The sequence below is a fragment of the Actinophytocola gossypii genome (assembly GCF_025165815.1).
Lineage (GTDB): Bacteria > Actinomycetota > Actinomycetes > Mycobacteriales > Pseudonocardiaceae > Actinophytocola > Actinophytocola gossypii.
Genome location: NZ_JAFFZE010000006.1, coordinates 394,852 through 418,732, shown reverse-complemented (window position 1 = coordinate 418,732; position 23,881 = coordinate 394,852). Strand labels below are relative to the sequence as shown.

The 23,881-nt window shown below is 72.7% G+C and carries 22 protein-coding genes and 1 pseudogene; 12 read left to right on the top strand and 11 right to left on the bottom strand.

All coding sequences use genetic code 11. From position 1 onward, the window contains the following. Nucleotides 1–37: 37 nt before the first annotated feature. On the bottom strand, nucleotides 38–430 hold the full coding sequence (locus tag JT362_RS06600; RefSeq protein ID WP_260190114.1) for a hypothetical protein: 393 nt from the start codon (nucleotides 428–430) through the stop codon (nucleotides 38–40). 294 nt (nucleotides 431–724) lie between these two features. Between JT362_RS06600 and JT362_RS06595 the strand changes: the two genes are divergently transcribed. Together JT362_RS06595 and JT362_RS06590 are read left to right on the top strand one after the other, a co-directional pair. Then, on the top strand, nucleotides 725–1,039 hold the full coding sequence (locus tag JT362_RS06595; RefSeq protein WP_311202666.1) for an ArsR/SmtB family transcription factor: 315 nt from the start codon (nucleotides 725–727) through the stop codon (nucleotides 1,037–1,039). Next, entirely contained in the window at nucleotides 1,036–1,437 is a 402-nt protein-coding gene (locus JT362_RS06590) for an arsenate reductase ArsC (RefSeq protein WP_260190113.1), read from the top strand. Before JT362_RS06595 ends, JT362_RS06590 begins: the two co-directional genes overlap by 4 nt. 3 nt (nucleotides 1,438–1,440) lie before the next feature. Here the strand turns inward: JT362_RS06590 and JT362_RS06585 are convergent, their stop codons facing one another. Continuing rightward, complete coding sequence (locus JT362_RS06585) at nucleotides 1,441–2,004, bottom strand: sugar O-acetyltransferase (protein ID WP_260190112.1); 564 nt, start codon at nucleotides 2,002–2,004, stop codon at nucleotides 1,441–1,443. A 9-nt stretch (nucleotides 2,005–2,013) separates the two neighbouring features. Further along, nucleotides 2,014–2,844, bottom strand: coding sequence for a gluzincin family metallopeptidase (locus JT362_RS06580; protein WP_260190111.1), 831 nt, complete (start codon nucleotides 2,842–2,844; stop codon nucleotides 2,014–2,016). Between the two features lie 281 nt (nucleotides 2,845–3,125). Here JT362_RS06580 and JT362_RS06575 point away from each other — a divergent pair, with 281 nt between their 5' ends. Further along, entirely contained in the window at nucleotides 3,126–4,817 is a 1,692-nt protein-coding gene (locus tag JT362_RS06575; RefSeq protein WP_260190110.1) for a hypothetical protein, read from the top strand. Here JT362_RS06575 and JT362_RS06570 read toward each other — a convergent pair. Continuing rightward, nucleotides 4,753–5,316, bottom strand: a complete 564-nt coding sequence (locus JT362_RS06570) for a VanZ family protein (RefSeq protein WP_260190109.1) — start codon at nucleotides 5,314–5,316, stop codon at nucleotides 4,753–4,755. The two genes, JT362_RS06575 and JT362_RS06570, sit on opposite strands and share 65 nt — an antisense overlap. Nucleotides 5,317–5,376: 60 nt before the next feature. Continuing rightward, complete coding sequence (locus JT362_RS06565; RefSeq protein WP_260190108.1) at nucleotides 5,377–6,075, bottom strand: class I SAM-dependent methyltransferase; 699 nt, start codon at nucleotides 6,073–6,075, stop codon at nucleotides 5,377–5,379. Between the two features lie 20 nt (nucleotides 6,076–6,095). On the opposite strand from JT362_RS06565, the pseudogene JT362_RS06560 reads away from it, so the two are divergent. Then, nucleotides 6,096–9,125: pseudogene (locus tag JT362_RS06560) on the top strand (alpha-(1->3)-arabinofuranosyltransferase); the annotation flags it as partial. A 900-nt stretch (nucleotides 9,126–10,025) separates the two neighbouring features. Here the strand turns inward: JT362_RS06560 and JT362_RS06555 are convergent. Next, nucleotides 10,026–11,234, bottom strand: coding sequence for a lipopolysaccharide biosynthesis protein (locus tag JT362_RS06555; RefSeq protein ID WP_260190107.1), 1,209 nt, complete (start codon nucleotides 11,232–11,234; stop codon nucleotides 10,026–10,028). Nucleotides 11,235–11,375: 141 nt separating this feature from the next. Between JT362_RS06555 and JT362_RS06550 the strand changes: the two genes are divergently transcribed. After that, nucleotides 11,376–13,097, top strand: a complete 1,722-nt coding sequence (locus JT362_RS06550) for an MmpA family trehalose lipid delivery protein (protein ID WP_260190106.1) — start codon at nucleotides 11,376–11,378, stop codon at nucleotides 13,095–13,097. A 4-nt stretch (nucleotides 13,098–13,101) separates the two neighbouring features. After that, nucleotides 13,102–13,290 (top strand): hypothetical protein, encoded by a 189-nt coding sequence (locus tag JT362_RS06545; protein ID WP_260190105.1) that lies wholly within the window; start codon nucleotides 13,102–13,104, stop codon nucleotides 13,288–13,290. On the opposite strand, the gene JT362_RS06540 is transcribed toward JT362_RS06545, so the two are convergent. Continuing rightward, nucleotides 13,268–14,002 (bottom strand): class I SAM-dependent methyltransferase, encoded by a 735-nt coding sequence (locus tag JT362_RS06540; protein ID WP_260190104.1) that lies wholly within the window; start codon nucleotides 14,000–14,002, stop codon nucleotides 13,268–13,270. The genes JT362_RS06545 and JT362_RS06540 overlap by 23 nt on opposite strands. Then, nucleotides 13,999–15,096 carry a glycosyltransferase family 4 protein gene (locus JT362_RS06535; RefSeq protein ID WP_260190103.1) on the bottom strand — a complete coding sequence of 366 codons (1,098 nt, stop codon included), beginning with the start codon at nucleotides 15,094–15,096 and terminating at the stop codon, nucleotides 13,999–14,001. Before JT362_RS06535 ends, JT362_RS06540 begins: the two co-directional genes overlap by 4 nt. Before the next feature lie 69 nt (nucleotides 15,097–15,165). On the opposite strand from JT362_RS06535, the gene JT362_RS06530 reads away from it, so the two are divergent. Beyond that, nucleotides 15,166–15,906, top strand: coding sequence for a class I SAM-dependent methyltransferase (locus JT362_RS06530; RefSeq protein ID WP_260190102.1), 741 nt, complete (start codon nucleotides 15,166–15,168; stop codon nucleotides 15,904–15,906). On the opposite strand, the gene pgfA is transcribed toward JT362_RS06530, so the two are convergent. Beyond that, a complete protein-coding gene (gene pgfA, locus JT362_RS06525) occupies nucleotides 15,903–16,943 on the bottom strand; it encodes a cell envelope lipid trafficking protein PgfA (protein ID WP_260190101.1) in 1,041 nt (346 codons plus the stop codon). The two genes, JT362_RS06530 and pgfA, sit on opposite strands and share 4 nt — an antisense overlap. A gap of 134 nt (nucleotides 16,944–17,077) precedes the next feature. Here pgfA and JT362_RS06520 point away from each other — a divergent pair, with 134 nt between their 5' ends. Next, nucleotides 17,078–17,785, top strand: a complete 708-nt coding sequence (locus JT362_RS06520) for a 4'-phosphopantetheinyl transferase family protein (protein WP_260190100.1) — start codon at nucleotides 17,078–17,080, stop codon at nucleotides 17,783–17,785. 243 nt (nucleotides 17,786–18,028) lie between these two features. Here the strand turns inward: JT362_RS06520 and JT362_RS06515 are convergent, their stop codons facing one another. Next, on the bottom strand, nucleotides 18,029–19,168 hold the full coding sequence (locus JT362_RS06515; protein ID WP_260190402.1) for an isochorismate synthase: 1,140 nt from the start codon (nucleotides 19,166–19,168) through the stop codon (nucleotides 18,029–18,031). 97 nt (nucleotides 19,169–19,265) lie between these two features. Continuing rightward, the gene (gene mihF, locus JT362_RS06510) at nucleotides 19,266–19,577 is read right to left on the bottom strand and encodes an integration host factor, actinobacterial type (protein ID WP_260190099.1); all 312 of its coding nucleotides are present in this window, start codon (nucleotides 19,575–19,577) and stop codon (nucleotides 19,266–19,268) included. Nucleotides 19,578–19,863: 286 nt separating this feature from the next. Between mihF and JT362_RS06505 the strand changes: the two genes are divergently transcribed. The 4 genes from JT362_RS06505 to JT362_RS06490 all read left to right on the top strand — a co-directional run bounded on the left by JT362_RS06505 (nucleotide 19,864) and on the right by JT362_RS06490 (nucleotide 23,873). After that, complete coding sequence (locus tag JT362_RS06505; protein ID WP_260190098.1) at nucleotides 19,864–21,498, top strand: long-chain fatty acid--CoA ligase; 1,635 nt, start codon at nucleotides 19,864–19,866, stop codon at nucleotides 21,496–21,498. Further along, a complete protein-coding gene (locus JT362_RS06500) occupies nucleotides 21,495–21,902 on the top strand; it encodes a PaaI family thioesterase (protein ID WP_260190097.1) in 408 nt (135 codons plus the stop codon). The genes JT362_RS06505 and JT362_RS06500 overlap by 4 nt, the downstream gene beginning before the upstream one ends. Before the next feature lie 89 nt (nucleotides 21,903–21,991). After that, a complete protein-coding gene (locus tag JT362_RS06495; protein ID WP_260190096.1) occupies nucleotides 21,992–22,546 on the top strand; it encodes a PadR family transcriptional regulator in 555 nt (184 codons plus the stop codon). A gap of 40 nt (nucleotides 22,547–22,586) precedes the next feature. Continuing rightward, nucleotides 22,587–23,873, top strand: coding sequence for a C39 family peptidase (locus JT362_RS06490; protein WP_260190095.1), 1,287 nt, complete (start codon nucleotides 22,587–22,589; stop codon nucleotides 23,871–23,873). Nucleotides 23,874–23,881: the final 8 nt, after the last annotated feature.

Here is a 23,881-nt window from a genome sequence, read left to right as displayed (position 1 = left end):
CGGTGGCGCTTTCTGGCTCGCCGCGGTGGAGGCGGCGTTACGGTGACCCGGGCTTCGCGACCATCCACTCGTGGCCGGCGGCGACGGCGGCCCAGGACGCGCCGGCCAGGGCGAGCCACAGGGTGATCCACCAGATCAGGTGGACTCCGGCGCCGAACCACGGCTCGCTGAGGGCGCCCCACATCGGTACCAGATGCACGGTGGTCAGCGCCCCCACGGTGAGCACGCCGAGGACGGCGGTGGCCGGGGCCACGCGGCGAGCGCGCCAACCACGCACCAGCAGGGTCACCATCGCCGCCAGGAACACGCCGCCGCCGGCCACGGTGAGTGGTGGGGTCGCCGCGCGCACCACGTGTGCCACCCCGTGCAGCGCGAACGTGCCGGCCAGCACCTCGACCGACAGTCCCGCGCTCGTCGCCACGGTCCGCATCCCGCACCCCCGCCACGTCGACTCCCGCGTTCGACGGAAACACGGTGGGCTCGTCCGGCCAACCGGTACCTACCCGTCCTCGATCCGACTGCGAGACTGTTCAACGTCGGCGACCTGGTGGGTCGGGGTGTCCTGCCGACGACATCCGAGATTCCGATGCGGCTCAGCACGCGGGACATCTCGGCGAACACCGCGGGCCTGTCGGCGGGCACGGCGGTCGGTCGACACGGTCGTGGCGGCGGGGCACGGACCATCGCGCTTGCCAGTTGGATCGATATCAGTCAATATAGAAGGGTGTCGATTCAGGAGGCGCTTGTCGAGCGGCGGGCGGCGGAGCTGGCGCGGGCGTTCAAGGCGCTGGGAGACCCCGTGCGGCTGCGGTTGCTGTCGATGATCGCCTCGGGAGCCGGGGGCGAGGTCTGCGTGTGCGAGCTGACGCCGGCATTCGACCTGTCCCAGCCGACGATCTCCCACCACCTCAAGCTGTTGCGCCAAGCCGGGCTCATCGACTGCGAACGGCGGGGCACCTGGGTGTACTACTGGCTCCGCCCCGACACGACCGACATGCTCGCGGCCCTGCTCGCCCGGCCGGCGGAGGTGACCGGATGACCGGGGAACGCCCTTCCGTGCTGTTCGTCTGCGTGCACAACGCGGGCCGTTCGCAGATGGCGGCCGCGTTCCTCACCCACCTGTCGCAGGGGCGTGTGGAGGTCCGGTCCGCGGGCTCGGCACCGGCGGACGCGGTCAACCCCGTCGTCGTGGACGCCATGCGCGAGGTGGGCATCGACATCGGCGCCGAGGTGCCGAAGGTGCTCAGCACGGACGCCGTGGTCGCCAGCGACGTGGTCATCACGATGGGCTGCGGCGACGCCTGCCCGATCTTCCCCGGCAAGCGGTACCTCGACTGGGCCCTCGACGACCCCGCCGGCCAGGGGCTCGACGCCGTCCGCCTGGTTCGGGACGACATCGAGCGCCGGGTCCGGGGTCTGCTGGGTGAACTGGGGTAACCGTCAGCGGTTCAGGTCGCGGATCACCCGAGCCGGGTTCCCCGCCGCCAGCACGCCGGCTGGCAGACCGCGCGTCACCACGCTGCCCGCGCCGACCACCGTGTTGTCTCCGACCGTCACCCCGGCGCACACGATGACGCCGCCGCCGAACCACACGTTGTCGCCGACCACGATGGGTTCGGCTCGCTCCCACCGCTGGCGGCGCAGTTCGTGATCGTCGAGCGGGTGCAGGGCGGTCAGGAACTGGGCCCGCGGGCCGATCGACACGTCGTTCCCGATCGTGATGGGGGCGCAGTCCATGAGGATCGCGTCGTAGTTGAGGAAGCTGTTCGAGCCCAACCGGATCAGGTAGCCGTAGTCGCACCGCAGGCGCGGCATGATCCAGGAGCCGGCGCCGAGTTCGCCGAGCAGGTCGCGCAGGATCTCCTGCCGCTCCTCCTCGGCGGCGGCCGCCGTGCCGTTGAACCGGTCGAGGAGCGAACCGCACCGCCGTCGTTCCTCGACCAGCACCGGGTCGCTGTCCTTGTACCACTCACCGCGCAGCATGCGGTCCCGTTGGGTGCTCACCCGAGAAAACTACGGGAGCAGCGTGCCGGGCCAGAGGTGTTCGTCGGCGGGGATCGTCGAGGAGTGGATCCAGGACCGGAAGAACGCCGTCAGCTCCTGGCCGGTGACTCGTTCGGCGAACGCCTCGAAGGCCGGCCAGCCGACGTGGTCGCCCGCGTTGTCGGTCGGCCATCGTTCGAGCAGGCGGAAGAACGCCTCGTCGCCGACCTGGTGGCGGAGGGCGTGCAGGGCCAGCGGGCCCTTGTCGTAGATGTTGATCCCGGGGTTCTGCCCCGGGCGGTAGAGCGCGCCCCAGAACGCCTCGGCGTCCTTGTTCGCGGTGACCTGCTCGCGGTAGCGGGCGTCGAGGTCGGTGCCGGACTTCGCCTCGTCCCACAGCCAGGTGGCGTAGACGGCGAAGCACTCGGACACGCACATGTCCGCCGGGGTGCGCGGCGCGACCGAGATGCCGTACCACTGGTGTGCCTGTTCGTGCACGACGACGTCGAGGGTCATGAAGCGCGCGTTGCCGGCACCGAGGTACACCGGTCGGGTCTGGGGCGCTGTCGCGGGGCCGTCGTCGTTGACGTGGACGAACACGTTGCCGGCGGAGCGGAACGGGTAGTCGCCGAACGTCCCGGAGAGGAACTCCAGGATCTCCGGCAACCGGTCGGCCAGCGGCTCGGTGGTGTCCCGCAGGCCCTCGGCGTACGCGCTGACCACCGGGGTGCCGTCGGGCAGCGTGGACCGCTCGAACGTGAAGCGGTCGACGGAGACCGCGACGTGCGCGGGGTCGACGGAACGCTCCCGCCAGCGGAACGTCGAGGCCCCAGGCACCGGGACCTCGCGCCCGATCGACACCACACCCCAGCCGGGCGGCACGGTCGCGGTCAGGTCGAAGGACGCCTTGTCGCGGCGTCGAAGGCGCCCGCGGGCTCGGCGGTCGCCGGTGCGGCCAGCACGCCGGTCAGCACGGCCGCGGCGACGACCAGGGTTCCGCTCGTCATGGAATCCATGGTCGGCACCCTCGCGCCTCGGTGTCGTCCTGGCGTCCGGGTTTCGTCCCGGTTCTGTCGCGGAGAACGCTGATAGTCTGCGGCGTCGTCGTGTTGGCTGGTCGGGGCCGAGGCGCGGGAGTGCCGGTGTCGGTCGAGCGGGTGGCCGCCCTGGTCGTCGGCCTGGTGGCGTTCGTCGTGCACGCGTGGCTGGCGCTCGGGGGTTACTTCGGGCAGGACGACTTCGTCCTCACGTACCGGGCGGCGGGTCCCCTCGACCTGGAGTACCTCTTCCAGGACTACAGCGGGCACCTACAACCGGGGGTCTTCCTCTACGCGTGGGTCGTGACGGCCGTGGCGCCGTTGAGCTTCCCGGTCGCGATGGGGCCGCTGCTCGTGGTGCACGGGCTGGTGCTGTGGCTCTGCTGGCGGACCCTCGTGCGGCTGTTCGGGCACCGGTGGGGCGTGGTGGTGGCGTTCGCGGTGTTCGCCTGCTCGCCGCTGGTGCTGTTCCCGACGCTGTGGTGGGCGTACGCGTTGCAGCTGCTGCCGGTACTGCTGGCGCTGTTCGGGGCGCTCCTCGCGCAGCCGCGCAACCCGTGGCTCGCGGTGCCGTGGGTGGCGTTCGGGCTGCTGTTCTACGAGAAGGCCGCGCTGATCCCCGCGGTGCTGCTCGCGGTCGCGATCCTGACCGCGCCGTCGGACACGCCGATCCTGTGGGCGTTGCGGCGGTACCGGTGGGTGTGGCTCGGGCACCTCGCGGTGCTCGCCGCGTTCGCTGTGCTGTACGTGTCGCTGGCGGACGCGCCGGCGAACGAGAACCCGGTCGGCAGCCGGGACGTGCTCACCTTCGTCTACCGGTCCGTCGTGGACACACTGCTGCCCGGGCTGTTGGGTGGGCCGCTGACCGAACCGGGCGGGGGCGCGACCTGGGTGACGCCGCCGGCCGCGGTGCGGGTGGGTACCGGGGTCGCGGCGGTGGCGCTGGTGGTGCTGAGCTTCCTGCGGTCGGGGCGCCGGGCGTTGCTGCCGTGGTTGTTCCTGGCCGGGTACCTCGCGGCCGACCTGACGATCGTCGCGGTGACGCGGCTCGGGGTGGTCGGGCCGGTGGTCGCGAGCGACCCGCGCTACCTCGCCGACGTGGTGCCGGTCGCGGTGCTGTGCGCGGCGTTCGCGTTCCTGGCGCCCCGGCGCGAACCCGCGGGGACGAGGACCAGGGTCGCGGTGGGAGCACTGACCGTGCTGGTGGTCGCCGGCGGGGTCGCGAGCTTCGTGCGGGTGGCGCCGGCGCTGCAGTTCCAGGACGCCCGCGAGTACGTCGCGACCGCGCGCTCCGCGCTCGCCGGGCGGCCGGACCTGGTGCTGTACGACACGGCGGTGCCGAACCAGGTCATCATCGACTGGTTCGTGAACGACGCGTTCACCTCGCGGGTCGTCGGGTTGGTGCCGGAGCGGCCCCGGTTCGACCGGCCGACCGAGGACCTCCACCAGCTCGACGGCACCGGCACCCCGCGGCCGATCATCGACCTCGTCGACACCACGGTCGCGCTCCCCGGCCCGCGGCCCGACTGCGGCTACCTCATCGGCACCGACACCGTGCGGATCCCGTTGGAGGACACCGTCACCGGCCGGCGGATCGTGCGCATCGGGTACTACACCGGCGACTCCGGTGACGGCACGGTCCGGGTCGGCGACACCGCCGTGCCGGTCCGTTTCGCCGAGGGCCTGCACGTGCTGCACGTCGTCGCCACCGGCACCTACACGCACGTCGAGGTCAGCCGGCCGCTGCGCCTCCGACCGATCTGCGTGACCGACGTGACCGTCGGCGTGCCCGGCTAGTTCGGCCCGTTCGCCGCCTGATCCGGCTGTACGCCAGCCAGCCCAGAACGGCGCCGGAAACGTTCAGCACCACGTCGTCGAGCGCGGCGACACCGCCGCGGTCCATCGCGAACTGGGTGACCTCGACCGTCGACGACGCGATCACGGCAACCGTGAGGACGATCCTCCCGGAGCGGGCCCGGCCACCTGACGCGACAGCCAGGGTCACTCCGACGGGAACGAACAGGACCACGTTCCCCGCGATCCCCGCGAGCGCGACGGCGGACGTCGTCTCCCCGTCGAGCGCGCGCAGGGTGTCGACGAACGGCACCAGGGAGAGACCGGACTCCCGGGTGCTCCCCAGGCGGGCCACCAGCGTCACGTACGCGATGAACAGCAGGGACAGGACCAGGCCGGCACGCGCGAGGTGAACACGTCTTCTTCCGGGCGAACCGCCGAGGTCGAGCACGACCGCCGCGAGCGAGCAGGCGAGCAGTGCGACCGCGAGCGTCGCGCTCACGGGATTCCCGAACGCTCGGACCATCTGGACCAGGACGATCCTCCGATCAGAATCAGGCGGCTAGAACGGGTCGTACGGTCCCCGGTGCCCGAACCAGCCGGCGACCGCGTGCAACCGCAGGCGCAGCAACACCTTCAGGAACACGTTGCCGCAGAACCACGGCAGCTGCCGGACGATCCGCAGCCGGTCGGCGAGGCCCGGGCGCCGCAGCGTGAACCGGGCCAGGGAGCGGCTGCGGTCCAGGTAGGTGTACCGGTCGCCGAGCAGCACCGCGACCAGCGTACCGGCGGTGACCCCGACCGACGAGAAGCAGTCGTGCACCAGGATCTCCCCGCCCGGCGGCAGGTGCGCCGACCAGCGCAGGTCGTCGACGTAGGTCCAGTAGTCGTGCTTGCCGTCCACGTACAGCAGGTCGAACGGGCGCGTCCAGCCCCGGCGCAGCTCGGTGGAGTAGCCGACGACCAGCTCCACCACGTCGTCCAGTCCGGCCTCCTTCACGTTGGCCTCGAACCGGTCGCGCGTCCCGGCTCCGCCGAACAGCCGGCCGTCGACGAACGCGTCGACCGCGACCACCCGCGCGCCGACCGTGCGCGCCGCGTGCCCCAGCACGATCGTGGACCGCCCCTGGTGGCTGCCGATCTCGACCACGGTCGCCCCGGGACCCAGCCGGCGCACGGCGTCCCACAGCATCCGCGCCTGGTCCTCGGTGAGCCAGCCCGGGATTTCCGCCACCGACGCCCACGCCTGCTCGAAGTCCACCCGGGGACCGTAGCCCTAGGATGCGGGCGATGTTAACCACCGACGGTAGGGTCGGTCGGTTGCTCCGCAACCCGGCCGCCTGGGTCATGCTCGGGCTCACCCTGCTGTCGTTCCTGCAGCTCCCCGGCCGCACCACGTTCGACACCAAGCTCGACCTGGCCGTCGACCCGGTCGCGTTCCTCGGCCGCGCGCTGCACCTGTGGAACCCCGAGGCCACCGGCGGCGAGCTGCAGAACCAGGCCTACGGCTACCTGTTCCCGATGGGCCCGTTCTTCGCCGTCGGTCAGCTGCTCGGGCTGCCGCCGTGGGTCACCCAGCGGCTCTGGTGCGCGCTGCTGCTGTGCCTGGCGTTCGCCGGGATGCTCGCGCTGGCCCGCGCGCTGCGCGTCGGCACCGAGCCGACCCGGTTCGTCGGCGCGCTCGCCTACACCCTCGCGCCCCGGATGCTCACCGAGATCGGCCCGCTGTCGGCGGAGATGCTGCCGGCGGTCGCGCTGCCGTGGGTGCTGCTGCCGCTGGTGCTGGCCGGGCGGATCGGCTCGCCCCGCCGCGCTGCCGGGCTGTCCGCGCTGGCCGTGTTCGGCATGGGCGGGGTCAACGGCGCGATGGTGGTCATGGCACTGGTACTGCCGGTGCTGTGGCTGGCGACCCGCCGGTGGACCGCCGCGCACGTTCGGCTGGTCGCCTGGTGGTGCGCCTCGGTGCTGGCGGTGTGCCTGTGGTGGATCCTGCCGCTGCTGCTGCTCGGCGAGTACAGCCTGCCGTTCCTGGACTACATCGAGTCGGCCACGAACACGACCGCGCCGATGTCGCTGTGGGAGGTGCTGCGCGGCACCAACCAGTGGGTCGCCTACGTGGTCGCCGGCACGCCGTGGTGGCCGTCGGGGTTCCTGCTGATCGACAACCCGGTGCTGATGCTGGCCACCGGGCTGGTGGCGGCGGTCGGGCTGTACGGGCTGGTGCTGGCCCGGTTGCCGGAGCGGCGGTTCCTGGTGATCGGCGTGGTCACCGGGCTGGTGCTGCTGACCGTCGGCTACGTCGGCACCCTCGACGGGCCGCTGTCGAGCACCGTGCGCGCGCTGCTGGACGGGCCGCTGGCGCCGCTGCGCAACGTGCACAAGTTCGAGCCGGTGCTGCGGCTGCCGCTGATGCTCGCGTTCACCCACGCGCTGGCCGGGCGGCTGCCCGGGATGGCGCGGGGCACGTCCGCGCTGCGGGCCACCCGCGCCCGGCTCACCGCGGGCGTGCTGCTGGTGGCGGTGCTGGCCGCGCCGGCGTGGCTGCTGACGCTGCGGCCGGGGCCGGGCTGGTCTGAGGTGCCGGACCACTGGCGCTCGGCGATGAGCTGGGTCGCCGAGCGGGACGCGCACGCGCGCACGCTGCTGCTGCCCGCGTCCGGGTTCGGCGACTACACCTGGGGCCGCACGGTCGACGAGCCGGCGCAGGCGCTCGCCCGGTCGGCGTGGGCGGTGCGCAGCCAGATCCCGCTCGGCTCGGAGGGCAACACCCGGCTGATGGACGCGGTCGAGGAGGCACTCACCAACGGGCGCGGTTCACCGGCGCTGGCGGAGTTCCTGGCCCGCGGCGGGTACCGGTTCCTGTTGGTGCGCAACGATCTCGACCAGCGCGGCGCGGACGCGCCCGACCCGGCGGCGCTGCGTGCCGGGCTCGCCGGCTCCCCCGGGCTGGAACGGGTGGCGACCTTCGGCGAGGACGTTCGACTGGACGGCGTCGGGGCGGTGCCGTCACTCGAAGTGTTCGAAGTGGACGCGGCCGTGCCGCGCGCCACCGTGGTGTCCACTTCGGACGTGCCGACGGTGAGCGGCGGCCCGGAGTCGCTGCTGCCGCTGCTGGAGTCCGGGATGCTGGACGCGGGCACGCCGACGGTGCTGGCCGGCGACGGCGGGACCGACTCGTCGACGTGGCTGGTCACCGACGGGCTGCGGTACCGGGAACGCAACGTCGGGCGGGTGCGGGACAACCTGAGCCACACGCTCACCGCCGGCGCGGAGCCGCGCCAGCAGCGGCCGTCGACCGACGTGCTGCCGTTCCGCGGCCGCGAGCACCAGACCGTGGCCGCCCTGCGCGGAATCCGCGACGTGCGGGCGTCCACGTCGGTCGCCTACGCGGACGCGGTGAACGCCTCCGACCCGTCCGGACTGCCGTTCGCGGCGGTCGACGGCGACCCGAGGACGGCGTGGCGCTCGTCGAGCTTCACCGGGCCGGACGGGCAGTGGCTCGAGGTGGAGCTGGACACGCCGCTGCCGGTGGCCGAGGTGACCATGCGGATCGTGGACGACCTGCGGGTCGGCTGGCCGGTGACCCGGATCCGGGTCACCACCGACACCGGCAGCGTCGAGCACGACGTGGCGGCCGGCGGCGGGGAGCAGCGGTTCACCACCACGCCGGGCCTGACCAGCACGATCCGGGTCACCGTGCTGGGCGTCGCGGCCGGGCGGCAGAACGGGAACGTGGGGATCGCGGAGCTGTCGGTGCCCGGGGTGCGTCCGTCGCGGGCCCTGCGGGTGCCGGCCGACGCCACACCGGGGCCGGAGCGGGCGACCGGGTTCGCGTTCACCCGAGGCCCGGTGCCGAGGTACGCGTGCGTGGCCGGGCGGTGCGCGGCCGAGCGGGCGCGGGTCGGCGAGGAGCCGTCGGGCGTGCACCGGCTGTTCCGGACCACGTCGGCGGCGAACTACCGGCTGGCCGGGACGGTGCTGCCGGCCGTCGGCGGCAGCGTGCCGGTGACGCTGGACGGCATGACGGTGTCGGGATCGAGCCAGGTGGCCGGTGATCCTGCGGCGGGCCCGCTCGCGGCGGTCGACGGCGACCCGGACACGACTTGGATCGCGGACGGCACCGACCTGCGGCCGACGCTGCGCCTGACCTGGGACCGGCCGGTCGCCATCGACGGCCTCCACATGTCCACATCGGACACCTCGGGCGGGGCGCGGCCGACCGACCTGGTGGTGCGGGTGCCCCAGGGTGAGCAGACGGTGCCGGTGACCCCGGACGGCGTGGCCAGGTTCTCGCTGACCACGGCGGAGCTCGAGCTGACCGTGGTCGGCGTCGAGGACCGGCCGGGCGCGCCGGCCGGGATCAGCGAGCTGACCTTCCCCGGCGTGGATCCGCCGGCGCCGCCGACGCGGTTCGAGGTGCCGTGCGGGTCCGGGCCGACCGTCGAGCTGGACGGGTTCCGGTACCAGACGTCGGTGTCCGGTTCGCTGGCCGACTACCTCGCGCACCGCCCGCTGCCCCTGTCGACCTGCCGTGACCTGGAGGGCGGCGTCGACCTGCCGGCGGGTGGGCACGAGCTGCGCACTGCGGCATCGGAGCACTTCGTGGTGCAGGACGCGCGCCTGATTCCGTCCACACCGGACACCTCGGCCGAGCACCGGTCGCACACGGTCACCGGCTGGGACGTCACCGAGCGGGAGATCACCGTCGGCGAGGGCCCGGCGGCGGTGCTCGCGGTGCCGGAGAACGCCAACGACGGCTGGGTGGCCTCGATGGACGGCCGTCCGCTGGAGCGGATCAGGGTGGACGGCTGGCAGCAGGCGTGGCTGGTGCCGGCCGGAGCCGGTGGCACGGTGACGCTGGAGTTCACCCCCGACGCCCGGTACCGGGGTGCCCTGGCGGCCGGCGGGGTCACGGCTGTGCTGTTGGCCGGGTCGGTGCTGGTGCCGGCGCGGCGTCGTCGTCCGGTCGACGTGCGGCCCGGCGGGCGGCGGTGGGTGCCGGTGGCGCTGGTCGGCCTGCTGGCGGTGCTCGGCGGGATGCTGCCGGTGGTGCTGCTGATCGCGTGCCTGCTGCTGCGGCTGCTGTGGCCACCCGCGCCGAGGTGGCTGGTGCTCGGCGGCGCGGTGGCTGCGACGGCGACCGCGGTGACCGGGCGGCTGCTGGAGCACGGGCAGGCGTGGGCGTACGGGTGGGTGGCGCAGGGCGCGCTGCTACTCGCGTCGGCCGCCGTGGTGTCCGTACTGGTGGACTGGTTCGACCCGTCGCCGGGACCGGAGCTCGACCAGGGCGCCGGCGGCCACCAGCAGCCCGGTGGCCACGACCGCGGCCGCGACGACGTCGGACAGCCCGTCGTTGAGCCAGAAGGTGACCAGCAGGACCTCCGCCGCGACCGCGCCCCAGATGAGTAGCGTCGAACGCCGGTCGGCGCTGGCGATCCGGGAGAACAGCAGGATCTGCACCAGCGAGAGCAGCGACCCGACGACCGCGAACGCCCACACCGGGATGGCGCTGTCCGCGTAGTCGTCCCCGCCGACCACGGCCACCACGGTCGGGCCGAGCAGCGCGCACCCGAGCACGACCACCGCGTCCAGCACCGCGCAGACGGCGAGCGCCACGGGCACGAACCGCCGCCGCCCGGCCGCGTCGGCGAGCCGGGGCAGCACGAGGATCGCGACCGCCTGGGGGAGCCAGTAGGCGGCCTTGGCGACGATCGCGCCGACCGCGTACTCGCCGGCCTGGTGGGCCGGGAGGTGGTGCCGGGCGAGCACCAGGTCGAGGTTGACCAGCAGGACGAGCGCGAGCATGGCCTGGGCGGCGTGCAGCACCTCGCCGACGTGCCCCCGGTGGTGCCGGGCGGGGCGGGGCCGCCCGATCACGACCCAGCCGATCCCAGCGACCACGAACGCGCCGATCGCCGTGCCGGTCAGCGCGGCGGTCGCGTCCCGGAAGAGGAGCAGCCCCACGACGGTCCCACCGACCCGGCCGGCGGCCTCGCACCCGAGCAACGCGGCCATCGCGGCGAAGCGCCGGCTGCCCTGGAGGACGCCGTAGCAGAGCCCGATCATGGTGATCGAGGCGAGCGAGCCGGCGACGCAGAGCGCGGGCCAGACGCTGCCGAGGTGCAGCAACCCGACCAGCAACGGCGCGGCGAGGCCGGTGACCGAGGTGACCACGGCGCTGGTGGCGAGCCCCAGCGAGAGCAGCCGGCCCCGGTCGGCGTCCCCACGCGCGACCCGCAACGCGGTGACCGTCTGCAGCCCCATGGCCGGCACCGCCCCCACGACGAGGACCGCGAGCAACGCACCGAGCTCCCCGAAGTCGGCCGGCACCAGCACCCGCGCGGCGGCGACGTTGAGCAGATAGGAGGCCGCCTGGTTCCCGGCGACCCCGACGGAGACCAACAACGCGGCGACCCGCACCCGACCGGCACCTCCCGGCGCGACTGTAGCCCGGCGACACACCCGAGTACACCGTCGGAAGTAGCGCACGCCTTGGTCGCGGCGGGTCTTCACGACATCATCACGGGCGTGGATCGCACGACGTCGGAGCGGGGAGGTGGCATGCGGCTCGCGGTGGGCGGGGTGGCGGTGGGGGTCGCGCTGCTGGTGCTCGCGCCGGTGTTGGGGCGGGGGTTCGTGTTGGTCTACGACATGGTGTTCGCGCCTCGGCAGTGGTTGTTGCCGGAGTCGGTGGGGTTGGGGTCGGGGTTGCCTCGGTCGGTGCCGGCGGACGCGGTGGTGGCCGTGCTGACCTCGGTGGTGCCGGGGGATCTGGTGCAGAAGGCAGTGCTGCTGGCGGCGTTGGTCGCGGGGCCGCTGGGGGCGGGGCTGCTGGTGCCGACCGGGTCCGTGGGCGTGCGGGTGGTGGCGGCGGTGACGTACGGGTGGAGCGGGTACGTCGCCGAGCGGTTGTTCATCGGGCACTGGCCGTACCTGCTGGCGTACGCGTGCCTGCCGTGGGTGGCGCGGGCGGGGCTCGCGCTGCGGGTTGGCCTCCGGCCCCCGGTTTCCAGCGTACCTGGGGGTACCGACAGTTCCGGGGGGCGCGAGGCGGGAGGTTCGGCGGCGCGGGCGGTGGCGGGGTTGGTGGTGTCCTCGGCGCCCGCGGTGTTGACGCCCTCGGGTGGCTTGTTGGCTGCCGCGGTCGGCCTGGTGTGTGGTGGGGTGCGGGGGCTGCGGGTGACGGTGCCCGTCGCCGTGGTGCTCAACGCGCCGTGGTGGGTGCCGGCGGTGTTGCACCCGGGGGGTGGGCTGTCGGACCCGGCCGGGGCGGAGGCGTTCACGGCTCGGGGTGAGGGGTGGGGCGGGACGCTGGTCAGCCTGTTGGGGCTGGGTGGGATCTGGAACTCCGACGTCGTGCCCGCCAGTCGGGGGAATCCGCTGGTGCCGGTGCTGGTGCTCGCGATGACGGGGATCGCGGTGCTGGGGTGGTGGGAGTGGCGGCGGAGCGCGGGCGCGATCGGGCTCGTCGCTTTGGGGCTGGTGGGGGTGGGGCTGGGGGTACTGGGGGGAACGGACCTGGTCGCCTGGCTCGCGGGGAACGTGCCGGGGGGCGGACTGCTGCGGGACTCGCAGAAGTGGGTGGCGTGGTGGGCGCTTCCGCTCGCGGTGGGGTTCGCGCTGGGCGTGGGCGTGGCGGCTCGGGCGTTGCGGCGGGCTGGGCCGGTGCTGCTCGCCGGCGCTGCGGTGGTGCCGGTCGCGATGATGCCGGATCTCGCCTGGGGTGGGTGGGGGCGGTTGGAGAGCGTGGACTATCCGCGGGACTGGAGCGTGGTGGCGGGGATCCTGCGGGACGATCCGCGGGCGGGGGACGTGGTCGCGCTGCCGTTCTCGGCGTTTCGGCGGTTCTCGTGGAACGACGGGCGGACGCAGCTGGATCCGGCGCCTCGGGTGTTGCCTCGGACGACCGTCATCGACGACACGTTGTTCGTCTCGGGGGAACCGGTCGCGGGCGAGGACGAGCGGGTCGCGGACGTGCGGGCGGCGGTGGAGCGGGGGGACGGGCTGGCCGCGCTGGGGATCGGGTGGGTGTTGGTGGAGTTGGGGACTCCCGGGCCGGGCACGGACGACACCACGGCCGGGATGGAGCGGGTTCACCGGGGGGAATGGCTTGAGCTGTACCGGGTTCCGGGGGACGTCGAGGGTGGGGACCAGCCGCGCGCGCCGGTGGGGCCGGTCGTCGTCGCGGATGTGAGTGCGGTCGCGGCGGTCGTGCTCGGGTTGTTGTGGCTCGGGTTACCTGCGGGTAGATTGGCACCGTCCAGACGTCGGCGTCGGGAGTAGGCACGTGGGAAAGCTGGTCGGTGCAGTCGCTTCCGTGCTGGTCGGGCTCGCGCTCGCCACCGGCGTCGCGGTCGCCGTGTCCTCGGCGTCCGCCCCGGACAAGGGGGTCAACCTCGACGATCCCGCCAGTCCGAACAACTTCGGGGGCGGGCTGCGCGGGTCGAACGCGGTCAACTACGGGACGACCCCCTGATCACGTAGCGCGTCGAGCGCCAGTGGGTGGCGCTGTCGTCGACCTCGCGGGTGGCGAGCACGGTGCCGCCGGCCGCTGACACCACCTCGGGGACCCTGGCGAACCTCGTCATGCGCATGGGTGCGGGGTAGCGCAACAGCCAGCGCTGGGCCAGGCGGACCAGCGGCCCCGGCACCAGCCGCCAGACCACGCCCTTGAAAGTCCACAGTGGACGGGTCGTGCACTGCAGGAGCGCCACGCCGTCGGGTGCCAGCACGCGGACGAACTCACGCAGGTACGACTCGATCACCGCGGGCGGCAGGTGTTGCAGGACCAGCTCCGAGTACACCAGGTCGAAACCTCCGTCCGCGAAACGTGCCAGGTCGCTCGTCTCGTTCAGTACGAACGTGCAGTTCGCCGGGGGGTTCAGGCCGCGGGCCACGGCCAGCATCGGCGGGGCGATGTCCACGCCGACCACCTCGTCCGCGTGCGCCGACAGCGCCTGGGACAGCCGTCCCGCGCCGCAGCCGAAGTCCAGGACCCGGCCCCACGGCGGGCCGGCGCCGAGCGCGGTCAGCCACCGCACCGACTCGGCCACGGCGGCCCGTCCGGTGGCCAGGAACTGCTCGGGGTCCCAGCGGCCGCCCCGCTTGTCGGCGGCGACGTACACCGCCCACAGCGGGTCCCGCTCACCCAGCCGCACCCAGTCGCGGCGTACGTCCTCGAAGCTCACGAGCCCCATTCAACCGCCAACACCCGCTCGAACGCGTCCACACCGTGCTCCCAGGTGAACGTCGCCGCCCGCGTCCGGCCGGCCTCCCCCAGCGACGCGCGCAGCTCCGCGGACGCCAGCAGGCGGTCCACCTGGCGGGTCAGGTCCTCGACGTCGTCGGCCAGCAGGCCGGTCCGGCCGTCCACGATGGACTCGACGACCCCGCCGGCCGCGCGGTAGGCCACCGAGGGCACGCCGTGCGCGGCGGCCTCCGTGATCGCGATGCCCCAGCCCTCCTTGACCGACGGGCACAGGTGCACCCACGACCTGGCCAGGATCTCGTGCTTGTCCCGCTCAGCGACGTACCCGTGCAGGGTCACCCGGTCGGCCAGGTCCAGCCGCCGCACGTGCTCGGCCAGGGTGTCCAGCCACCAGCCGTCGCCGACGACCTCCAGGCGCAGCTTCGGCCAGCGGCGGGCCAGCCGGGCGACCACGTCCACCGCGTGCTCGACCCGCTTGTGCGGCACCACGCGGCCCACCACCACCAGCGTCGGGTCCGGGTCGCGGGTGGCGCGCACCGGCGGCGGGGCGTCCAAACCGTTGCGCACCACGGTGGTCCGGGACGTCGGGACGCCGAGCCCGGCCAGTTCGCGGCGGGTCTGCTCGGACACCGTGACGTAGCGGCAGCCCCGGTACAGCCGGGGCGCGAGCCGCGACTCCAGCCACCAGCCGATCCGCCCGAGCACCGGCCCGACCACGGCGGGCCACTGCTCCCGGTGGACGTGGTGCACCAGCACCAGCACCGGGCGGCGCGCCACCAGACGGGAGAAGAACGGCAGGCCCGCCTGCACGTCGACCACCACGTCCGGGCGCAGCCGCAGTACCGCGACCGCCGCGCGGAGGTACACCGTGAACCGGCCGCCCCGGCGGCGGAACCGCACGCCGCGCACCCACTCGTCGGCCGGCGCGCGGCTGTGGGCCGCGCACTGGATGGTCACCCGGTACCCGCGCGCCACCAGTCCCTCGGCGATGCGCTCGGTGTACCGCTCGGAGCCACCACCTTCGGGGTGCGCGGTGTCGCGCCAGTTGACGAACAATACCGACGGCCGGCTCATCAAATCTCCAGGATGGTAAATTACCGACCGGTACAGTCGACCAAAGAAATGGCGAAGGCGATACCCCCGATGGTAGGAAATCCGGCACGCCGGGACGCGACGCTGACCCGATCGGTTCGATTGTTCCGCGCATTTCTGCGGGAACAGTCCGACCCGGACCACTTCTACGCGATCCTGGCCGCCGACTCGGTCGCCCAACTCGGCTCGTTCACCCCGCTCGACGGCCGGTCGGTGCTCGACGTCGGCGGCGGCCCCGGCTACTTCGCCGACGCGTTCCTGGCCGCCGGCGCCACCTACCTTGGCATCGACCCGGACGTCGGCGAACTGTCCGCCCGGGGCTCACCCGCGCCGGGAATGGTCCGGGCCAGCGGCACGGAACTGCCGGTACGAACGGGATCCGTGGACGTCTGCTACTCCTCCAACGTGGCCGAACACGTCGCCGACCCGGCCGCGATGCTGGCCGAGATGGTCCGGGTGACCAGGCCGGGCGGCACGGTGTTCGCGTCGTTCACGCCGTGGTTCTCGCCGTGGGGCGGGCACGAGACCGCGCCGTGGCACCTCCTCGGCGGCCACTACGCGCGCCGCCGCTACACCAGGCGGCACGGACGGGAACCGAAGAACCGTTTCGGCGAAACCCTGTTCGCATTTCGGGTCGGCACCGCCGTGAATTGGGCGCGGAATTGTGCGCAGGCCGACCTCGTGCGCGCCCTGCCCCGATATCACCCGTGGTGGGCCACCTGGATCGTGCACGTTCCGGTCCTGCGGGAATTCGCCTCCTGGAATCTCGTCCTGGTGTTGCGAAAGCGTTAGCGGTCGACGCCGGCCGGCTCGCGGCGCAGCGGGGTGCCGGCGGTGCTGCGCCGGCCGGTCGCCGAGTTCGCGGTCAGCAGCAGGAGCACACCGGCGACGATCAGCACGCCGCCGCCGATCCACATGTACAGCGGCCACGCGGTCAGCAGGCTCAGCTGGGACTTGGTGTCCTCGGCCTTGGTCACGTTGTCGTTGACCGTCTTGTCGTTGAACCCGAGCGTGCCCTGGAAGACCGTGGTGCCCTCGCCGGGATCCTCGCCCGACACCAGCAGCTCCTGCTTGCCGGCCTGCTCGCCGCGCACGATGATGCCGGTCACCGGCTCCACCCACACCGTGCGGCGCACCTGGTAGTACAGCTCCGCGGTCACCGACGGCCGGTCGTCCAGGCCGACCAGCGAACCGGGCACCTCCCGCTCGCCGATCCTGGTCGGCGGCACGGTCATCACGTACTTGTGGACGTCCAGGCCCTGGATGGTCTCCTCGCCGTCGTAGCGGGCCTCGACCGACTCCCCCACGCTGAGGTCGTAGTAGTCGTAGTCGCGCTGCTCGGCGCCGAACGGGAACTTGAAGCTCAGCCCCGGCTGCTGGATCGTGTCGCGGACGCCGGTGTTCCGCTCGCCCTGCTCCTGCTCGATGTACTGGCGCTCGCAGGGCGCGACGGCCTCGGTGGTGAACCGGTCGACGCACAGCGACCGCACCGAGGCGTCCACCACGATCCCGCTCGCGTCGTCCACGGTCCGGATGGCCTCGACGTAGACGGCGGTGTCGCCGCCCTCCTGGACCTCGGGCGCGGTCAGGTCGCCGGTGACGTAGGTGGTCGAGGTGAGGCTCAGTCCCTGCCGGATCTCCGGCACCGGGGCGCCGTCGACCGTGCGCACGATCAGCGCGGTCACGTTGTCGCCCTCCGCCACCGAGGTCGACTCCTGGTCCAGCGGAACCTTGGCGAGCTGCGGGTAGGAGTAGAAACGCAGCAGCAGGCCGAGCGCCACCGCGAACACCCCGAGTCCGAGCAGGGCGAAGCTGAGGATGCGGCGCACGAATCCTCCTCCATGAGGGACGCGTCCTGGTTCGGGCCAAATTACCCGACGGTAACCTCGACACAAGCTCCAATCGGAGTAGTACGAACGGGGGGTGGCTTCCTGCGCCGAGCGGTCCGCGCCATGATTCGGGCATGCGATGCGACGTGTGGTGGGCCAGGCCCGCGCCGGCGACCCCGCGCCTACTGGCGCTGCTCGACGACGCCGAGCGCGAGCGGTACGGCAACTACCGCCGGGAGATCGACCAACTCCGCTTCCTCACCGGCCGCACGCTGCTCCGGGCCGTCGCCGCGCGCCACCTCGGCGTCGAGCCGGAGGCCGTGATCCTGGACGCGAGCTGCTACGACTGCGGCAAGCCGCACGGCAAGCCAAGGGTGGTCGCCGAGCGCGCGCCGGAGGTGTCGATCTCGCACTCGGGCGACCGGGTGGCGCTCGCCATGGTCGACGGCGTGCCGGTGGGCGTCGACGTCGAGGAGATCCGGGACGCCGAGGTCGACGAGCTGGCCAGGATCACGTTCACCGCCGAGGAGCGGGCGGCGTTCGGCCGGGTGCCGGAGGCGGGCCTGCGGGCGGCGTTCTTCACCTACTGGGCCCGCAAGGAGGCCGTGGTCAAGGCCACCGGCAAGGGCATGTCGGTGCCGATGAGCACCTTCACCCTGTCCGCGCACGACGCCCCGCCCGCCGTGCTGGCCTCGGAGACCCCCGAGGTCGACCCGGCGACCACGCGGATGGCCGACCTGGACCCCGGCCCCGACTACCGGGCGAGCCTGGCCGTGTTCGGCACCGAGACACCCCAGGTCACCGAGCGGTCGGCGGACCAGCTCGTCGCCGACCTCGGTTAGCACCCGTCTCGCGCCGGGCCTGGTCCAGGTCGCGGTCGACCCGCGCCCCGTCCGCCTGCGCGGTGTGCGGCTTCTTCGACTGCTCCAGCGGCCGGTACGCCTCCTCGGCCGCGTCAGTGCTGGACAGTCGCGTATCCAGTCCCTGCGAAGACAGACCGGCCATCCGGGCGTCCTGGAGCGCCATCGCGCCCGACACCCCAGAGTGAGACGTGACCTAATTCTCACTCCAGGTGACTATCCGCGTCAGGCGGGCGTCAACATCCCCATCGCGCGGAGCAGGGTGGTGAACTTCGCCGAGGTCTCGGCGAGTTCCAGATCGGGGCGGGAGGCGGGCATGATGCCGGCGCCCGAGTACAGGGTCATCTCGGCGCCGGCGATCTCGGCGCAGCGGATGCCGACCACCCACTGGCCGTCGCCGCGGGCGTCGCACCAGCCGATGGCGCCGGCGTAGAAGCCGCGGTCGAAGGGTTCCAGCTCGGCGATCGTGTCCCGGGCGGCGGTGAACGGGGTTCCGCACACGGCCGAGGTCGGGTGCAGGGCGCTGGCCAGGCGCAACGACGTGACCTCCGGATCGGCCAGCTCGCCGGTGATCCTGGTCGACAGGTGCCAGACCGCGCTCGTGCCGACCAGCGACGGACGCTCCGGCACGGTCAGCGAGCGGCAGAACGGGCGCAGCGCCTCCACCACATCGGACACCACCACCTGGTGCTCGTCGTGGTCCTTGGCCGACGCGAGCAGTTCCTCGGCGGCGAGGCGGTCCTGCACCGGGTCGGGGTGCCGGGCGATCGAGCCGGCCAGCGGGTTGGCGTCGACGGTCAGCCCGGTGCGGGTGAGCAGCATCTCCGGCGTCGCGCCGACGAGCGTGCGGCCGCCGGGCAGGTCGACGGCGTAGGTGTGGCCGGTGGCGTTGTCGGCGGCCAGGTTGGCCAGCAGCGCCCGGACCTCGACCGGCTCGGGCAGCCGCAGGCGCAGCTGCCTGGCCAGCACGACCTTGTCCAGCTCCCCGGCCCGCAGCCGCCGCACGGCACGCGCCACCATCCGCTCGTACTCCTCCGGCGCGGGCACCGGGACGGCCTCGGGGATGCCCTGAAGGTGACCTCCGGGACGCTGGACGCCCCGAAGGTCACCTTCAGTGCGTTCCCAGCGGGCCGAGGTGGGGAGCACGATGTGCGGGGCGGCGGCGCGGTCGAAGGGGAGGGCGCCCACGGCGAGCGGGGCGTCGGAGTCGACGAGGGCCTTGGTGACCCGCGCGGCGAGCTCGTCCGGGTCGGGTTCGCTGACCACGGCCTGGGTGCCGGTGGCCAGCAGCGAGCGCCGCGGCGAGGTGAGGAGGAACGAGCCTGGCCGGTAGTCCGCGATGAGCCCAAGGGTCACGCCACCCATCATGCCCATCGATCGGGCCGGACAAACTCCCCCGGGGGTAGGATTTTGAACACGTTCAGGGCCCGCCGGAACTAGTCCCGGCGGGCCCTGGAACGCGTCAGTTCAGCGCGTCGATCAGCGCGGAGCGCTGGCGGTCGCCGAGGCCGGCGGCACGCCGGTCCGGGTCGATGCCGGCCTGCTCGAGCAGGGCGGCGACCTTCACCGCGCCCAGTCCGGGCACGGCCTTGAGCAGGGCGGCGACCTTCGTCTTGCCGATGGTCTTGTCTTCCTTCGCCTTACCGAGCACCGACGCGATGGTCCGCTCGCCGGACTTGATCGACGCCAACAGCTCGGACCGCGCCTTGCGCGCCTCCGCCGCCTTGGCCAGCGCCTCAGCGCGCTGCTCTGGAGTCAACGTGGGCAGAGCCACCGTGGTGATCCTTCCTAACTCGACATCTGGCTGGTCCGCGACCGGGCCCGCGCCCGTCTGGCCTTTCTGACCTGGGCGTTCCCCCGCGGTGCCGCGACCCAGTAAACACACCGTCCCTTGAGAACATACGCGCGACACGCGCATTCTTCCCGGCGAAACCGCAGGTGACCCACGTTCCGGGGGTTGTTCACCCCGACGAGACCATGTCCAGGATCACCATTTCGGCACTACTGTTCGGTAGCACCACCGCACGAGTCGGGCACGAGTCACAGGGAGCTGAACAGCGATGTTGGGCACCATGCAGGACGGGCAGCTGTCCATCGCCAACCTGATACGGCACGGTAGCCGGATCCACGCCTCCGCCGAGGTCGTGACCTGGACCGGGGCCGAGTCGCGCCGCCACACCTACGCCGACGTCGCCCGCGAGGGCGCCCGCCTCGCGCACGCGCTGCGCGGCCTCGGCGTCACCGGCGACCAGCGGGTCGCCACGTTCATGTGGAACAACACCGAGCACCTGGTGGCCTACCTCGCGGTCCCCGCGATGGGCGCGGTGCTGCACACGCTCAACATCCGCCTGTTCCCCGAGCAGCTCACCTACGTCGCCAACCACGCCGAGGACCACGTGGTCCTGGTCGACGGCACGCTGGTGCCGCTGCTGGCGAAGGTGCTGCCCACGTTCGAGACCGTCCGGCACGTCGTGGTGGTCAACGGCGACCCGGCCTCGCTCCAGGCCCCGGACGGGGTGACCGTGCACTCCTACGCCGACCTGCTCGACGGCCAGCCGGACGAGTTCGACTGGCCGGTCGTGGACGAGAACTCCGCGGCCGCGATGTGCTATACGTCCGGCACCACCGGCGACCCGAAGGGCGTCGTCTACAGCCACCGGTCGATCTGGCTGCACTCGATGCAGGTGTGCATGACCGACTCGATGGCGCTGGCCCAGTCCGACCGGGCGCTGGTGATCGTGCCGCAGTTCCACGCGATGTCCTGGGGCCTGCCGTACGCCGCGTGGATGGTCGGCTCGTCGCTGGTCATGCCCGACCGGTTCCTGCAGCCGGAGCCGCTGGCCGCGATGATCGCCGCGGAGAAGCCCACGATGGCCGGCGCGGTGCCGACGATCTGGCAGGGCCTGCTCGCGCACCTGCACGAGCACCCGCAGGACCTGGCGCCGCTGAACCGCGCGGTCGTCGGCGGCTCGGCCTGCCCGCCGTCGCTGATGAAGGCGTTCGACGAGCTGGGCGTGACCATCATCCACGCCTGGGGCATGACCGAGACCTCGCCGCTGGGCAGCGTGTCCCGCCCGCCGGCCGGCCTCAGCCAGGAGGAGGCCTGGAACTACCGGATCCTGCAGGGCCGCTTCCCGGCGTCGGTGCGGCCCAGGCTGGTCGACGACGACGGCAACGAGCTGCCCTGGGACAACGAGGCGGTCGGCGAGCTGGAGGTGGCGGGGCCGTGGGTGGCGGCGTCGTACTACCGGGTCGGCGCGGGCGAGGAGGGCTCGGAGAAGTTCCACGACGGCTGGCTGCGCACCGGCGACGTCGGCGCGATCACCCCGGACGGGTACCTGCGGCTCACCGACCGGTCGAAGGACATCATCAAGTCCGGCGGCGAGTGGATCTCCTCGGTGGACCTGGAGAACGCGGTGATGGCGCACCCGGCGGTGGCCGAGGCCGCGGTGATCGGCGTGCCGGACGAGAAGTGGGACGAGCGCCCGCTGGTGGCCGTGGTGCTGGCCGAGGGGAAGACCGCGACGCCGGACGAGCTGCGTGAGTTCCTGACCGACAAGGTCGCGAAGTGGCAGCTGCCGGAGAACTGGACGTTCGTCGACGAGGTGCCGAAGACCAGCGTCGGCAAGTTCGACAAGAAGGTCCTGCGCGCGGCGGCCGCGAACGGCCGGCTCGACATCTCCCACCTGGCATGACGGGCATCGACGAGGAGGCCACGAAGGCCCTGCACGGCATGGTGCCGTACGCGGAGACGCTGGGCATCGAGGTGCTGGCGAGCTCGGCCGAGGAGGTGCGGGCCCGGGTCGCGTGGAGCGAGGCCGGCACCACCCTCGGCGGCGCGCTCAACGGCGGGGTGCTGATGGGCCTGGCCGACAACACCGGCGCGCTGTGCGCGTTCCAGAACCTGCCGGAGGGTTCGGCCGGCACGTCGACGGTGGAGTCGAAGACGAACTTCCTGCGCGCCGTCCGCGCCGGGCACGCCACCGCGGTGTCCCGGCCCCTGCACGTCGGCCGCCGGTTCGTGGTCGTCGAGACCGACATCACCGACGACGACGGGCGCCTCGTCGCCCGGGTCACCCAGACCCAGGCGGTGCTGTGAGCGGAGCGACGGAGCGTCCGCCTGCTGGGAGCACGGCGAACGGATATGCACTGTGAACTAATGCAAATCGACCCGTTAGGGTCAGTGGGGTGCCGGAACACGGGAACAGACGGCGCAAGCTGAACGCCACGTCGTACGTGGTGCTCGGCATGCTCAGCTACGCGCCCGCGACCAGCTACGACCTCAAGCTGTGGGTGCGCGACACCGTCGGGAGCTTCTGGACGTTCGCGCACTCGCAGCTCTACGACGAGCCGGCCCGGCTGGTCGCCGACGGGCTGGTCGCCGAGACCGTCGAGGACACCGGCCGGCGGCGGCGGACCTACGAGATCCTGCCGGCCGGCCGTGAGGCGCTCCGGGAGTGGCTCGCCGAGCACACCGACGAGCAGGCCGAGGTGCGTGACCCGGGCCTGCTCAAGCTGTTCTTCGCCAACTTCGGCAACCGGTCCGACCTGCTGCGGCTCGCGCGCGACCAGCATCTCGCGCACCGGCGCCGCGCGGACGACTACAGCGCGCGCCGCGACGAACTCGCCCCGATCGCCGACCGGTGGCAGCTCAAGACGCTCGAGCTCGGCCTGCGCTACGAACGCTGCGTCGAGGAGTTCTGGGCCGAGTTCCTCCGCGAGCTGGAGGACGAGCAGTCGTAAGCTGTTTACATAACCAAGACCACGCGCGAAAATCAGCACCATGAAGGCGTTCCCCCTGCTCGTCGCCGTCGCCCTGCTGGCCACCGCCGCCTCCGGGTCTGTCTCCGTGCCCGCGTCCGCCGCCCCCCTCAGCGAGGACGCCCCCGTCGACTTCCACGAGTGGCGCTCGCCCAGCGGGTTCCAGACCGGCCAGGCCGACGGGGTCCGCCCCGGCCCGCGCGGCACCCTGGTCATCGGCCGGCCCGCCGGCACCGTCGAGCACACCGAGCCCGACCTTGGCACCACCCGCAGCTACGAGTACGGCACCTGGACCTCGCCGTCCTACCGGCCGGGGTTCGGCGCGACCGAGCTGGTGGCGTCGTGGAACGCGACCACGCCCGCCGACACGTGGCTGAAGGTCGAGATGCGGGCCGGCACCGACGCCGGGGACACCACGCCGTGGTTCACCATGGGCCGCTGGGCCTCCGGCGACCGGGACATCCTGCGCACCACCGTGCCGGACCAGTCCGACGCCAGCGGCTACGTCAACGTCGACACGTTCGTCGCCGCCGACGGGGTCACCCTGCGCTCCTACCAGCTGCGGGTGACGCTGTACCGGGAGGCCGGCACGCGGGCGACGCCCCGGCTGGCCATGGTCGGCGCGATGACCTCCGCGATCCCCGACCGGTTCACGGTGCCGACCAGCCCGTCCGCCGGCGCGTGGGGCCGGGAGCTGCCGGTGCCCCGGTACTCGCAGAACATCCACGCCGGCGAGTACCCGGAGTACGGCGGGGGCGGCGAGGCGTGGTGCAGCCCGACCTCGACCGAGATGGTCGTCGAGTACTGGGGCCGCGGCCCGACCGAGGAGGACCTGGCCTGGGTCGACCCGTCGTACGCCGACCCGAGCGTGGACCACGCGGCCCGGTTCACCTACGACAAGGACTACGACGGCACCGGGAACTGGCCGTTCAACACCGCCTACGCGGCCACGTTCGGCCTGCACGGGTACATCACCCGGCTGTCTTCGCTGGCCGACGTGGAGCGGTTCATCCTGGCCGGGGTGCCGGTGATCACGTCGCAGTCGTTCCTGGCGGAGGAACTCGACGGCGCGGGCTACGGCACGGCCGGGCACATCATGGTGATCGTCGGGTTCACCGAGAACGGTGACGTGATCGCCAACGACCCGGCGTCGAGCAGCAACGAGGCCGTGCGCAACGTCTACCAGCGGGAGCAGTTCGAGACGATCTGGCTGCGCACCAAGCGGCACAACGACTCCGGCGGCGTGTCCAGCGGCTCGGGCGGCATCGCCTACATCATCGCGCCGCCGGGGAAGCGGCTGCCGCTGTAGCGTCGGGA

Coding starts and splice junctions, on each gene's coding strand:
- JT362_RS06515 (WP_260190402.1), bottom strand. CDS start 19,168: ATGGGTGGCGTGACCCTTGGGCTCATCGCGGACTACCGGCCAGGCTCG.
- JT362_RS06550 (WP_260190106.1), top strand. CDS start 11,376: ATGCGGCTCGCGGTGGGCGGGGTGGCGGTGGGGGTCGCGCTGCTGGTG.
- JT362_RS06535 (WP_260190103.1), bottom strand. CDS start 15,096: ATGAGCCGGCCGTCGGTATTGTTCGTCAACTGGCGCGACACCGCGCAC.
- JT362_RS06520 (WP_260190100.1), top strand. CDS start 17,078: ATGCGATGCGACGTGTGGTGGGCCAGGCCCGCGCCGGCGACCCCGCGC.
- JT362_RS06505 (WP_260190098.1), top strand. CDS start 19,864: ATGTTGGGCACCATGCAGGACGGGCAGCTGTCCATCGCCAACCTGATA.
- JT362_RS06590 (WP_260190113.1), top strand. CDS start 1,036: ATGACCGGGGAACGCCCTTCCGTGCTGTTCGTCTGCGTGCACAACGCG.
- JT362_RS06530 (WP_260190102.1), top strand. CDS start 15,166: ATGGTAGGAAATCCGGCACGCCGGGACGCGACGCTGACCCGATCGGTT.
- JT362_RS06600 (WP_260190114.1), bottom strand. CDS start 430: ATGCGGACCGTGGCGACGAGCGCGGGACTGTCGGTCGAGGTGCTGGCC.
- JT362_RS06500 (WP_260190097.1), top strand. CDS start 21,495: ATGACGGGCATCGACGAGGAGGCCACGAAGGCCCTGCACGGCATGGTG.
- JT362_RS06490 (WP_260190095.1), top strand. CDS start 22,587: ATGAAGGCGTTCCCCCTGCTCGTCGCCGTCGCCCTGCTGGCCACCGCC.